The organism is Streptomyces sp. NPDC058964 (assembly GCF_042741275.1).
Classification (GTDB): domain Bacteria; phylum Actinomycetota; class Actinomycetes; order Streptomycetales; family Streptomycetaceae; genus Streptomyces.
The window spans coordinates 20,173-32,111 of record NZ_JBHYKH010000038.1; the positions used below are offsets into that span (position 1 = coordinate 20,173).

Genomic DNA, 11,939 nt, shown 5'->3' on the forward strand with positions numbered 1-11,939 from the left:
CAAACACCCCCGAGCGGCACGTGCACTCGCCCCCCTCCCACTCTCTGGCGGCTCCGCCGCGCCTCACGCGTACGTCCGTTGGGCTGCCCGATCGGCCGGACGACCACGGTGTTGATGTCGACGCCGGCGGGCTGGCGGATCGCCCAGACGACCGTGTCGGCGATCTGGCCGGCGGTCAGGAGGTGGCCGGGCGGAAGACTGCCAAGGCCGTCCCAGAACGGAGTCTCCACACGACCGGGGGCGACCAGGGTCACGCCCACACCCCACTCGGTGACCTGGCGGCGGGTGTTCTCGGCGAGGCCGGTGACCGCCCACTTCGTGGCGCCGTAGAGGTTGCCGGGCGTGTTGACGAACCCGGCGACGCTGCCGACGAGGACGATCCTGCCCCGGGTCTCCTTCAGGGCGTCGACGGAAGCGCGGATGAGGAGGGCGGGCCCGAGCACGTTGGTCAGCACCATGTCGGTCCACCCGGCGGGATCGCCCTGCGCGACCGAGTCGTGGGTGGCGGAACCCGCGTTGGCGACGACCGTGTCGAGCCGCCCGAACTCCTTCAGCGTGGCGGCGACGGCCGCCTGTACGTCCTCGTACTCGGCCGTGTTTCCGACGATCGTCAGCAGCCCGTCCGGGTTGCCGAGCCCGTCGGCGAACTCGCGCAGCCGCGGCTCGCCCCGGCCGGTGACGGCGACCCGGTGTCCGGCGTCCAGCAGTTGCCGGGCGACGGCGGCGCCGATGCCGCTGCCGCCGCCGGTGATGAGCGCGACCGGAGAGTCGGTCATGGTTACCCCCTGTGGTTCGGTGAACGTCGGGAGTTCATCATTTGGAGCGCTCTCGAAGTCAAGTGCGGCAGGTGTCGCCGTACGGCACCGAGGCCGCTCCCTCCGTCGTCCCGGCCCGCGTCCTCGCCGCCCGGCGGATCGTCGTCCTGCGCGGCCCGGCCGGGCAGCCGATGGACACCGCCGCCCAGGAGGAGACGAAGCGGCGGGTGTTCGCCGAGCACTTCGGCGAGTGCGGCACCCGGACGGTGCGGGGTGCGCGGGTGCGGGGGCACGCGCTCCGGGGGCGGTGCCGAGCCGCCGCCCCGGCGGCTACACCGGCCGTACGGCCGTGTGCACCGTGTACGCGGACAGCACGAACACGTCCGGCCGCCGGTGCACGCTCACCGGGTCGGCCGGATCGAGGAGGCGGTCCAGCGTGGCGCGGTCGTCGGCGTCGAGGGCGTCGGCGGCGGCCTCGCGGACACGGGAGAGGGTGGCGGCGATGTGGGCGCGGGCCCGGTCGGAGGCGGGTGCGGGCAGGTCCAGCAGGAAGCTGCGGGTGCGGGTGTGCTTCAGACCGGCTGCCGCCAGCAGGGCGGGCCAGTCCTCGGTCACGGCGACGGCGCCGGGCAGGTCGGCCCGCATCCGTGCGAACCACGCCTCCTCGAGCACGTCGAGCCGCGCCTGAAGCCCCGGCCGCCCCATGCCGATGTCCCGGGGCAGGAAGCGGGAGGGCAGGCCGCCCTCCAGGAGGGCCAGGGTGCCGCCCGGTGCGAGCCGGGCCGCGAAGGCGGCGAGCCCGGCCCGCTGGTCGCCGAGGTGGTGCAGGCTGCGGCTCGCCCACAGCAGATCGGCCGGGTAGTCCAACTCGTCCAGCACACCGGGGAGTTCACCGGCCAGGGTGCCGAAGCGGTCCCCGATGCCCAGGCGGGCGGCACGGTCGCGGGCCCGCTCCAGCAGCGGCTCGGTGCCGTCCACGGCCACGACCCGCGCGCCCGGGAACGCCTCGGCGAACAGGCACGACACGACACCGGGCCCGCTGCCCGCGTCCACGATCAGCCCCGGCTCGGTCACCTCCTTCGCCAGCCAGGCCATGGCCCGCTCGTAGACGGGGGCGAGCAGATCCGCCTGCGCCTCCAGGTGCGGGGCCATGGCCGCCCAGTCGATGTCGGTGCCTTCGTGGCCGTGGCCGTGGCCGTGCTGGTGATGGTGGTGCGCCATGGTGGTCAGCCTTTCGTCCGGAGGCGGCCAGCGTGCGACGACGCACCGGGCCGGGGCCAGCTCTGTTGCCGGGGCGGCAAAAAACGGCGTGCGTCCGGCAAGGCGGGTCGCCGAGGATGGCCCGATGGACGACGAGTTGGTGGAGCGCTTCGTCGAGGACGGGTTCGTGAAGATCGAGGGCGCCGTCCCGAAGCGCGTCGCCGAGGACTGCGCGGGGCTGCTCTGGCGGGAGACGGGGTACGACCCGGACGACCCCCGCACCTGGAAGGACCCGGTGGTGTGGGTCGGCGGTATGGCCCAGGGACCGTTCGCGGCCGCCGCCAACTCCGCCGTACTGCACGAGGCGTTCGATCTGCTGGTCGGCCCGCGACGGTGGGTGCCGCGCTATTCGCTGGGGAGTTTCCCGTTGCGGTTCCCGCACGCGCAGGAGCCGGACGACGCGGGCTGGCACGTCGAGGGCGGCTTCCTCCCGGAGGGCGCCACGGTGTGGCACACCAACCTGCGGTCCAGGGAGCGTGCGCTGCTGATGCTGTTCCTGTTCGGCGAGGTGGCCGAGGAGGACGCGCCGACCCGGATCCGCGTCGGCTCGCACCTCGACGTGCCGCCGGTTCTGGAGCCCTACGGTGAGGGCGGCGCCACCTTCCTGGAACTCGGTCCGAAGGTGGACGCGGCCTCCGCGCACCGTCCGCTCGCCCACGCCACCGGCGGGGCCGGCGACGTCTATCTGTGTCATCCGTTCCTGGTGCACGCGGCCCAGCCGCACCACGGCAGCCGTCCGCGTCTCATGGCCCAGCCGCCGTTGTACCTGCAGTCGCCGCTGGAGCTGGACCGGCCCGACGGCGACTACTCGGCCGTCGAGTTCGCGGTCCGCCGGGGCCTGTCCCTGGAGGGCTGACCCCGGCGGAGTGCTGTCACCACGTCACGACAGCGGCGGGTAGGCGTTCTGCATCAGCTGCTGGAACTGGGCGGAGAACCAGTGTCCGGACAGCGGTGCGTCGGGCAGGGCTCCGGACATGTTGTTGCCGTTGCGCGCGTTGCCCGTGTACGTCGGGTCGCACATGCGGTCGAAGCCCTTGCCCTCGTCGTTGGCGATGGCGGTGCTGGAGCCGTCGGACTCGCCCGGCGGCTTCATCCACACGTAGGCGTCGATCCCGGTGGCCGGGGCGGCCTGCGGGCGTTCGCCGAGGCCGGCTCCGGCCTGGTTGCACCAGTTGCCGATGTGGATGCGGCGGTCGTACCGGCCGCCGTCGATGTACGCGTCCACGCTGGTCTGCGGGCCGGGGCCGGCCGGGCGGGCGGTGCCGCCCCAGCCGTTGCGGGAGGTGTCGATCAGCATGCCGATGCCCGGGTCGAAGCCGACCGAGACCAGCTGGTTGCGGAAGGCCTGCGCGAAGGAGAGCTCGTCGACGTAGCGGTTCCAGTCGACCCACTTGGACTGGCGGACGGTGGTGCCGTTCACCGTGTCGTTGACGGTGAAGTTGTTCTCCTTGAGGGTGCTGTAGTTGGCCGTGTTGGTGATGAAGCCGGCCACGTCGTCGACGGTCGCGCCCTCGCTGGTGGCCGCCTGCTTGAACAGGGTGGCCGCCGGGCCGAAGTTGTCGTCCCAGCCGAGCCAGCCGTGGTGTCCGGCGTCGAGGTAGTTGTAGACGTTGGGGATGGCGCCGAGCTTGGCGAGGGCGTAGCCGACACCCTTGACGTAGTTGCCGTTGGCCAGCATCGTGTCGCAGTTGGCCGTGGCGGTGGCGCGGCTGCCGGTGTTGGTGACGAGGTTGGGCAGCGAGTCGATCTCGATGGTGGTGACGATCCTGAGGGAGGCGTACTTGCTGTCGGAGAGGATCGCCGCGATGGGGTCGATGAACTGCGTCTTGTACTTGTCGATGTCGGTCGCGCCGAGTTCGCCGTTGGAGGCGAGGGCGGCGCAGTCACGGCCGGGCAGGTCGTAGACCACCAGCTGGACGACCTCTTCACCGCTGCCCTTCTGGGCGAGGGCCGCGTCGAGGTGGGCGCGCAGGCCCATGCTTCCGCCCGTGCCGTCGATGGCGGCGATCCGGTCGAGCCAGACGCCGGTGGGCTGGCCGGAGACGCGGCTGCCGCCGGGCTCCGCGGCGGCCTTGGCGGACCACTCCGGGTTCACGTACACCTTGGCGCCGGCGTACGGGTTGTCGACGCGGGTGCCGGTACCGCCACCGCCGCCCCCGCCGCCGCCTCCGCCGCTGCCTCCGTCGTCGACGTTGCAGGTGACGCCGTCGAGGGTGAAGGAGGCCGGGATCGCGTTGGTGCCGCTGTAGGAGGCGTTGAAGCCGAAGCTGACCGAACCGCCGCTCGCCAGGGTGCCGTTGTAGGTCTCGTTGTTCGCGGTGACGGCGGTGCCGCTCTGGGTGAGCCTGGTGTTCCAGTAGTTGGTGACCTTCTGGTTGCCGGCGTACGCCCACTTCACCGACCAGCTGTTCTTGGCGGCTCCGTTGTTGGTGACGGTGACGGCGGCGGTGAAGCCGGTGTCCCACTGGTTCTGCACCTTGTAGTCGACGGTGCAGGGGACGGCCGCCGCCGCGGCGTTGGCCGGAGCGGTGGTGAGGGCCGTCCCGCAGGCCCCGGCGACGAGCGCCAGGGCGGCGAGTGCCGCTGTTCTGGTCCGACTCATGAGTGCGGGTTTCCTTCTGTGGTGGGGGTCAGGGGTTGATGGCGCGCAGGTGGTCGCGCAGGCCGGTGCCGTACGCCGTGGGGGTGCCGTCGTAGCCGGAGACGAGGGACGGGCCGGAGGAGCAGTCCCAGGTGTTCCAGGTCCAGCCGAGGTAGGACAGGCCGCGGTCGTCGAACCACTTCATGACCTGGTCGACGAAGCCGTGCGAGCAGGTGTTCTCACCGATCTCCCCGGCGACCAGGGGGACCTGGTCCGCGACCGGGGCGAGGGTGGAGTTCCAGCAGCTCTCGTTGGCGCAGGTGTTGAAGTTGTAGACGTGGTAGGCGGCGACGAGATTGCCCGTCGGGTCGCTGGGCCGGTACGTCAGCCACTGGCTCAGGTCGTTGGAGTAGGCGAGCCCGCCCGCCATGACGACGTTCCTGGCGCCGGTGCCGCGGACGGCGTCGACGAGATCCTGTATGCCGGCGACCTCGTACGGGATCCCGGGGCAGGTGCCGCCGTCCTTCCAGCACTGCCAGGCCTGGGCGGTGGTGGAGGTCGCCCGGTCCGGGTACGGCTCGTTGAACAGGTCGAACACGGCCGCCGGGTCGTCCTTGAAGGTGGCGGCCACCGAGGACCAGAACGACGGGGCGTACTGCATGTCGGGCATCGGCTTCTGGCAGGTGGCGTGCACGTCGGAGCAGCCCGCCGAGTCACCGGTGTACTGGCCGTGGGTCCAGTGGAGTTCGATGATCGGCGTCATGCCGTGCGCCTCGACCCGGGCCACGAGGTCCTTGACGGCGTTGATGTAGTTGGCGCCGGCGTACTCGGGTTTGACGTTGGACAGGCCCAGCCAGCATTCCTCGTTGAGCGGGATGCGGACCGCGTTGGCCTTCCAGTCGGCGATCGCCCGGATCGCCGCGTCGTCGACGGGGCCGTCCCAGATGCCGTGGCCCTGCACGCACATGAACTCGCCGCCGGAGCGGTTCACGCCGAGCAGACGGCGGGTCCTGCGGCCGGCGTCGACGAGCTTGTTGCCGGAGACGTGCAGGGCGGGTGCCGCGCCGGTGTCCGGGGGCGGATCGGTCGGGGTGGGCGCGGGCTCGGAATCCACGTTGCACGTGGTCCCGTTGAGCTTGAAGGCCGTCGGTACGGTGTTGCTTCCCGACCACTTGCCGAGGAAGCCGGCGCTGACGCTCGCGCCGGTGCCGAGGGAGCCGTTCCAGCTCTCGTTGGCGGCGGTCACGGTGGTGCCGGACTGGGACCACCCGGCGTTCCAGCCCTGGGTGACCTTCTGCCCGTTCGCGAAGTCGAAGGTGAGGGTCCAGCCGCTCAGCGCGGCCGTGTTGTTGGTGATCTTGACGGCACCCTGGAAGCCGGTGTCCCACTGGCCGGTGACGGAGTACTCCACCGTGCACGCGGGTGTGGCCCCGGACGCCGAGACCACCGGCGCCAGTGCGGTCCCGACGAGGGCGACCGCACCGGCGACGGCTAAAAGTACTGAAGGCGGGGGGTGTCGCATGAGCGACTCCTTGCAGCTCGGACGCATGACAGACGCGTCGACTGAATGGAATCGCTCCCACTGGTGCGAAGGAAGGTAGCGCCAAGTGACGGCGATGGACAGGGGAGGCGCCTGACTTTTCCTCAACGGCACTGGTCGAATCTTTTCGACTCTTCAAGCACCTTGACCGTTCCCACTCCCGTCCCCACTATGGGAGCGCTCCCACTGGTTCAAGCCTTGACTTCTCCCCCACGAGCCGCAGGCGCAAGGAGGAACCAGCACATGCATCCCGGACATCCCGGACGCCGGCGCAGAGCCGTGCGGCGGTTATGGACCGCCGTCGTCGCCGCGCTCGCCCTTCCCCTGTCCATGCTCGCCACGGGCGTGACCGCCGCGCAGGCGGCGACCGTTCAGTGCAGCGTCGACTACAAGACGAACGACTGGGGCTCCGGCTTCACCGCGGACCTCACGATCACCAACCGCGGCACGGACGCCATCGACGGCTGGACCCTGACGTACGGCTACACGGGCGGCCAGAAGCTCGTGAACGGCTGGAACGGCACCTGGTCCCAGTCCGGCCAGTCGATCACGGTGCGGAACGCCTCGTACAACGGGACGATCGCCGCGGGCGCGGCCGTGTCGACCGGCGCGCAGTTCTCCTACAGCGGCACCAACACCACTCCCACGGCCTTCGCGGTCAACGGCACGGCCTGCGCCGGTGCGCACCGGCCGCCGGTCACCGTGCTGACCAGCCCCGCCACGGGCGCCGTGTACACGCGGGGCGAAGCCGTCCCGCTCGCGGCGACCGCGGCGGCGGCCGACAACGCGACCATCGGCAAGGTCGAGTTCTTCGACGACACCACGCTGCTGGGAACGGACACGAGCGCGCCCTACTCGCTCTCCGTCTCCGGTTTGGCCGTGGGCAGTCATTCGCTGGTGGCGAAGGCGTACGACAGTCTGGGCGCCTCCGCCTCCTCCACGCCCGTCGGCATCACGGTCGCCTCGGGCCCCGCCCTGGTGGCCTCGCCGGCCCAGCTGGGCGTCCAGCAGGGCGGGACCGGCACGTTCTCGGTGAAACTGTCGGCCCAACCGAGCGCGAACGTCACGGTGGGCGTGGCCCGCACGGAAGGCAGCACGGGACTGTCCGTCACCGGCGGCTCCTCACTGACCTTCACCCCGTCCGACTGGAACACCGCGCAGACGGTGACCATCACCGCGGACTCCTCGGGCACGGGCACGGCGACCTTCACCGCCTCGGCGGCCGGCTACACCGAGGCGGCGGTCACCGTGACGGAGCTGGCGGCGTCGAAGGCGTACGACGCCCGCTTCCTGGACCTCTACGGGAAGATCACCAACCCGGCGAACGGCTACTTCTCGCCCGAGGGCATCCCCTACCACGCGGTGGAGACGCTGATCGTGGAGGCCCCGGACCAGGGACACGAGACCACCTCGGAGGCCTACAGCTACCTTCTGTGGCTGCAGGCCATGTACGGCAAGGTCACCGGGGACTGGTCCAGGTTCAACGGCGCGTGGGACCTGATGGAGAAGTACATGATCCCCACCCACGCCGACCAGCCGACCAACTCCTTCTACAACGCCTCGAAGCCGGCCACCTACGCACCCGAGCTGGACACGCCGAGCGAGTACCCGGCGAAGCTGGACACGTCGGTGTCCGTCGGTTCGGATCCGATCGCCGGTGAACTGAAGACCGCATACGGTACGGACGACGTCTACGGTATGCACTGGCTGCAGGACGTGGACAACGTCTACGGCTTCGGCGACGAGCCCGGCAAGTGCGAGGCGGGCCCGACGGCCACCGGACCGTCGTACATCAACACCTTCCAGCGCGGACCGCAGGAGTCGGTCTGGGAGACGGTCCCGCAGCCGACCTGCGACGCCTTCAAGTACGGCGGCACCAACGGCTATCTGGACCTGTTCACCGGCGACTCCTCCTACGCCAGGCAGTGGAAGTACACGGACGCCCCGGACGCCGACGCGCGTGCGGTGCAGGCCGCGTACTGGGCCGACGTGTGGGCGAAGGCGCAGGGCAGGGGCGGTGATGTGTCGGCCACCGTCGGCAAGGCGGCGAAGATGGGCGACTACCTCCGCTACGCGATGTACGACAAGTACTTCAAGAAGATCGGCAACTGTGCCGGTCCCTCCTCTTGCCCGGCGGGTACCGGCAAGGACGCCTCCGACTACCTTCTGTCCTGGTACTACGCCTGGGGCGGTGCCACGGACTCCAGCGCGGGCTGGGCCTGGCGCATCGGCTCCAGCCATGTCCACGGCGGCTACCAGAACCCGCTGGCCGCGTACGCGCTGAGCTCGTACGCCGACCTGAAGCCCAAGTCGGCGACGGGAGCGACGGACTGGGCCACCTCGCTCGGCCGGCAGCTGGAGTTCTACCGCTGGCTCCAGTCGTCCGAGGGTGCCATCGCGGGCGGCGCGACCAACAGCTGGCAGGGCCGGTACGCGAGCCCGCCGTCCGGCACGCCGACCTTCTACGGCATGTACTACGACTGGGAACCCGTCTACCACGACCCGCCGTCCAACCAGTGGTTCGGCTTCCAGGCGTGGTCGATGGAGCGGGTCGCCGAGTACTACCAGCAGACGGGGAACGCCACCGCCAAGGCGATCCTCGACAAGTGGGTCAAGTGGGCGCTGTCGAGGACCACGGTCAACCCGGACGGCACCTATCTGATCCCCTCCACCCTCCAGTGGTCGGGACAGCCCGACACCTGGAACGCGTCGAGCCCCGGCTCCAACAGCGGGCTTCACGTCACCGTCGCCGACTACACCGACGATGTGGGCGTGGCCGCCGCGTACGCCAAGACCCTGACGTACTACGCCGCCAAGTCCGGTGACGCGACGGCCAAGTCGACGGCCAAGGCGCTCCTCGACGGCATGTGGAACAACTACCGGGACAGCCTGGGCATCGCCGTGCCGGAGACCCGCACCGACTACAACCGCTTCGACGACAGCGTGTCCGTGCCGAGCGGCTGGAGCGGCAGGATGCCGAACGGCGACGCGATCGGCTCCTCGTCGACCTTCACCTCGCTGCGCTCCTTCTACCAGAACGACCCGGCCTGGTCGAAGATCGAGAGCTATCTCGCGGGCGGCGCCGCGCCCGTCTTCACGTACCACCGCTTCTGGGCCCAGGCGGACATCGCCCTGGCCATGGGTTCGTACGCGGAGCTTCTCGAATAGGTCCCCGCCGGACGCTCCGCGTGGGTGGCCCCGTCACCCGCCGGCGGGGCCGGACCGGGCGGTCCCCTGCCGTATTGGGGGCCGCCCGGCCGTCACGCCCTTCTCCGTGAGCCGCATGCTCGCGGGCACCCCGCCCGCGCCGGCCGCGAGCACTGCGAAGGCCCCGCGGGCGGTCCTGGCGGCCGACACCTGCACCTGCACCTGGACCTGGAGGAACGCCGTAATCGACGGTGGCGGCTTCGTCCCGGGCATCGCCTGCGACCGCTCCGGGAAGAACCCGAGGGCGCCCGTGCCGCGCCGGGCGGGGGGTGGTTGCGGGCGGTGCTGCGCTCTCAACCGCCGCCGCTCGCAGGGGATTTGCCGTATCGCACAGCGAGTTCGGCGACCGTCCGGGCGATCCCGTCGCGGAGTTCGGCCGGTCCGAGGACCTCGATGTCCGTGCCCAGGCGCAGGAATTCGCCGTGTGCGTGGTCGACGGACTCGATGGGGACGGTGGCCAGGGTCCAGCCGTCCTCGTCGGTTCGGCCGTTGGCGCGGACGGCCGCCGCGGCCGGGCCGGTGAGCCGGACGCCGGGGGCCAGCCGGACGAGTGCCTTCCCACCGCGCAGCCGCTGGTGGAAGTCCCGTTGGTACGCCGTCCAGTGGGCGGCCAGGTCGAAGTCGTCGGGCCGGCTGAACTCCTGCCCTGTGGCGTCGAGTCGGAGAATCTGGTCGACCCGGAAGGTGCGGGGGCCCGGCCCGGCGACGACGTACCAGCGGCCCGCCTTGAGGACGAGTCCGTACGGCTCCAGGCGGCGCCGTACGTCGGTGGGTTCGCGCCAGCGGCGGTACAGGACGTCGAGGACGCGGCCGTTCCAGACGGCGTCGGCGACGGCCGCCAGGTGCGGGGTGTCGTCGGGGTCGGCGTACCAGCCGGGGGCGTCGAGGTGGAAGCGGCCGCCGACCCGGTCCGCGTGGGCGCGCAGCTCCGGCGGGAGGGCCGCGCGGACCTTGAGTTGTGCGGCGGCCAGGACCGGGCCCAGCCCGAGGTCGGCGGCCGGGCCCGGGGCGCCGGCCAGGAAGAGTGCCTCGGCCTCCGCGCGGGTCAGGCCGGTGAGACGGGTGCGGTAGCCGTCGAGGAGGCGGTAGCCGCCGGCGTGGCCCGCGTCGCCGTACAGCGGGACTCCGGCCGCGCTCAGTGCCTCGACGTCCCGGTAGACGGTGCGGACGGAGACCTCCAGTTCCCCGGCGAGCTGGGCGGCGGTCATCCGGCCCCGGGTCTGGAGCAGGAGCAGGATCGACACGAGTCGGCTCGACTTCACTGACGGAGGATGTCAGTGAAGCGGCCCTAGCGTCCATGGTCATGGCCTTCACCGAGAAACTGCTGACCGTGCCGCCGCCGATCGAGGTGGCCGGCCGGCACGTCAAGCGCTACCACGTCACGTCGGACCCCGCGGGCATCGCGCCCGAGGTCGAGAAGGCGGCGTACGCGATCCTGCCGGAGCTGCTGCCGGAGCCGGACGGGACGCCGCCGGCGGCGTTCGTCGTGCTGCACCGGGGTGGGGACACCGGCGCGTACCTGAACGCGTACAGCTGGGTGTGGGACAACGTCCTGCACTTCAGGGGCGCCGCGGCCGGCCAGCCGGTGCTCGGCTGCCCGGACGATGATCCGACCCGGTTCGTCACACCGGAGCTGCGGTGGATCGGCTGTGTCTGGGAGCTGCCGCCGATCCGGCACGAGCGGGACGCCTGGGTGCGGCACGTGCTGGCGCCCGGAGTCCCGGATCTGGAGGCCTACTTGTCCGACAGCCTGCCCGAGGGAACCACAGGAGAGCGCTCATGAGCAGTCCGCACGACTTCGACTTCTTTCACGGCGAGTGGGAGGTCCGCAACCGCCGCCGCACCGACTTCCTCGACCCCGGCAGCGACTGAGAGGAGTTCGCCGGCACCAGCCGGTGCTGGCCGCTGTTCGGCGGGGCTGCGAACGTCGACGAGATCGACATGCCGCGGCTGGGGGCCATGGGCGCGACGCTGCGGCTGTTCGACCGGGACACCGGGGACTGGTCGCTGAACTGGGCGTCCAGCCGCAGCGGGACGCTGTTCCCGCCGGTCGTCGGCCGGTTCGACGGGGACCGGGGCCAGTTCTACGGCGACGACAGCCACGACGGCAAGGACGTACGGGTGCGGTTCGTGTGGTCGGGGGTCTCCCCCACCGGGGCGCGCTGGGAGCAGGCGTTCTCGGTCGACGGCGGGGCGACCTGGCTGACCAACTGGTCCATGGACTTCACCCGGCGCACGGCTTCCTGAAGGACCGCACACCGAAGTGCGGGTCGGCGCGGCGCCGGTCCTGGTCCGGGAGCCGTGCCAGCCGCTCGGCGAACCGTTCGGCGAGCGGATCGCCGGGCGGCAGCTGCGTGAACCAGCCGCGCCGCAGGTCGGCGATGGTGCCGCGGGGACTGCGGCCTTGTCCGAGGCCGGGAAAGGAGGCCCGGCCGGCGGGTAGCAGCCCGTGCTCGGCGGCGTATGCGGCGACGGTGTCGGCGGCGTCCTGGGCGGGGCGGCGGGGACGCGGGGCGAGGACGGCGTCGATGTCGCTGCCCACGTTGTGCGAGGCGCCCTTGTCGACCGTGGTCACGTACACCCCGCCGGGGCGCAG

At 71.4% G+C, this 11,939-nt stretch carries 9 protein-coding genes and 3 pseudogenes; 4 read left to right on the forward strand and 8 right to left on the reverse strand.

Translation table 11 applies throughout. The annotated features are described in order from the left end of the window. Window positions 1–77: 77 nt before the first annotated feature. From ACFW2E_RS07675 to ACFW2E_RS07685, 3 genes and pseudogenes are all read right to left on the reverse strand, one after another. Window positions 78–776, reverse strand: a pseudogene (locus ACFW2E_RS07675) (SDR family oxidoreductase); the annotation flags it as partial. A gap of 58 nt (window positions 777–834) precedes the next feature. Further along, complete coding sequence (locus ACFW2E_RS07680) at window positions 835–1,014, reverse strand: hypothetical protein (RefSeq protein ID WP_384462927.1); 180 nt, start codon at window positions 1,012–1,014, stop codon at window positions 835–837. Between the two features lie 71 nt (window positions 1,015–1,085). Then, window positions 1,086–1,976, reverse strand: coding sequence for a class I SAM-dependent methyltransferase (locus ACFW2E_RS07685; protein WP_384462929.1), 891 nt, complete (start codon window positions 1,974–1,976; stop codon window positions 1,086–1,088). Between the two features lie 124 nt (window positions 1,977–2,100). Here ACFW2E_RS07685 and ACFW2E_RS07690 point away from each other — a divergent pair, with 124 nt between their 5' ends. Continuing rightward, window positions 2,101–2,871: a phytanoyl-CoA dioxygenase family protein gene (locus ACFW2E_RS07690; RefSeq protein WP_384462932.1), complete on the forward strand. Its 771-nt coding sequence runs from the start codon at window positions 2,101–2,103 to the stop codon at window positions 2,869–2,871. 24 nt (window positions 2,872–2,895) lie between these two features. Here ACFW2E_RS07690 and ACFW2E_RS07695 read toward each other — a convergent pair whose 3' ends face one another. Then, the gene (locus tag ACFW2E_RS07695; protein WP_384462935.1) at window positions 2,896–4,617 is read right to left on the reverse strand and encodes a glycoside hydrolase family 6 protein; all 1,722 of its coding nucleotides are present in this window, start codon (window positions 4,615–4,617) and stop codon (window positions 2,896–2,898) included. A gap of 28 nt (window positions 4,618–4,645) precedes the next feature. Beyond that, window positions 4,646–6,118, reverse strand: a complete 1,473-nt coding sequence (locus ACFW2E_RS07700) for a cellulase family glycosylhydrolase (protein WP_384462938.1) — start codon at window positions 6,116–6,118, stop codon at window positions 4,646–4,648. A gap of 261 nt (window positions 6,119–6,379) precedes the next feature. On the opposite strand from ACFW2E_RS07700, the gene ACFW2E_RS07705 reads away from it, so the two are divergent. Further along, window positions 6,380–9,304, forward strand: a complete 2,925-nt coding sequence (locus tag ACFW2E_RS07705; RefSeq protein ID WP_384462941.1) for a glycoside hydrolase family 48 protein — start codon at window positions 6,380–6,382, stop codon at window positions 9,302–9,304. A 33-nt stretch (window positions 9,305–9,337) separates the two neighbouring features. Here the strand turns inward: ACFW2E_RS07705 and ACFW2E_RS07710 are convergent, their stop codons facing one another. Both ACFW2E_RS07710 and ACFW2E_RS07715 read right to left on the reverse strand, forming a co-directional pair. Beyond that, the gene (locus tag ACFW2E_RS07710; protein ID WP_384462944.1) at window positions 9,338–9,556 is read right to left on the reverse strand and encodes a hypothetical protein; all 219 of its coding nucleotides are present in this window, start codon (window positions 9,554–9,556) and stop codon (window positions 9,338–9,340) included. A gap of 80 nt (window positions 9,557–9,636) precedes the next feature. Then, window positions 9,637–10,605, reverse strand: a complete 969-nt coding sequence (locus ACFW2E_RS07715) for a helix-turn-helix transcriptional regulator (RefSeq protein ID WP_384462947.1) — start codon at window positions 10,603–10,605, stop codon at window positions 9,637–9,639. A gap of 41 nt (window positions 10,606–10,646) precedes the next feature. On the opposite strand from ACFW2E_RS07715, the gene ACFW2E_RS07720 reads away from it, so the two are divergent. Both ACFW2E_RS07720 and ACFW2E_RS07725 read left to right on the forward strand, forming a co-directional pair. Further along, window positions 10,647–11,126, forward strand: coding sequence for a hypothetical protein (locus tag ACFW2E_RS07720; protein WP_384462950.1), 480 nt, complete (start codon window positions 10,647–10,649; stop codon window positions 11,124–11,126). Then, window positions 11,123–11,590, forward strand: a pseudogene (locus tag ACFW2E_RS07725) (hypothetical protein). Before ACFW2E_RS07720 ends, ACFW2E_RS07725 begins: the two are co-directional and overlap by 4 nt. On the opposite strand, the pseudogene ACFW2E_RS07730 reads toward ACFW2E_RS07725, so the two are convergent. Then, window positions 11,568–11,939: pseudogene (locus tag ACFW2E_RS07730) on the reverse strand (SAM-dependent methyltransferase); the annotation flags it as partial. The pseudogenes ACFW2E_RS07725 and ACFW2E_RS07730 overlap by 23 nt on opposite strands.

What these genes read in the sequence shown, in the direction of transcription:
- ACFW2E_RS07705 (WP_384462941.1), top strand. Translation starts at nt 6,380, where the DNA reads ATGCATCCCGGACATCCCGGACGCCGGCGCAGAGCCGTGCGGCGGTTA.
- ACFW2E_RS07695 (WP_384462935.1), bottom strand. Translation starts at nt 4,617, where the DNA reads ATGAGTCGGACCAGAACAGCGGCACTCGCCGCCCTGGCGCTCGTCGCC.
- ACFW2E_RS07700 (WP_384462938.1), bottom strand. Translation starts at nt 6,118, where the DNA reads ATGCGACACCCCCCGCCTTCAGTACTTTTAGCCGTCGCCGGTGCGGTC.
- ACFW2E_RS07710 (WP_384462944.1), bottom strand. Translation starts at nt 9,556, where the DNA reads ATGCCCGGGACGAAGCCGCCACCGTCGATTACGGCGTTCCTCCAGGTC.
- ACFW2E_RS07685 (WP_384462929.1), bottom strand. Translation starts at nt 1,976, where the DNA reads ATGGCGCACCACCATCACCAGCACGGCCACGGCCACGGCCACGAAGGC.
- ACFW2E_RS07690 (WP_384462932.1), top strand. Translation starts at nt 2,101, where the DNA reads ATGGACGACGAGTTGGTGGAGCGCTTCGTCGAGGACGGGTTCGTGAAG.
- ACFW2E_RS07720 (WP_384462950.1), top strand. Translation starts at nt 10,647, where the DNA reads ATGGCCTTCACCGAGAAACTGCTGACCGTGCCGCCGCCGATCGAGGTG.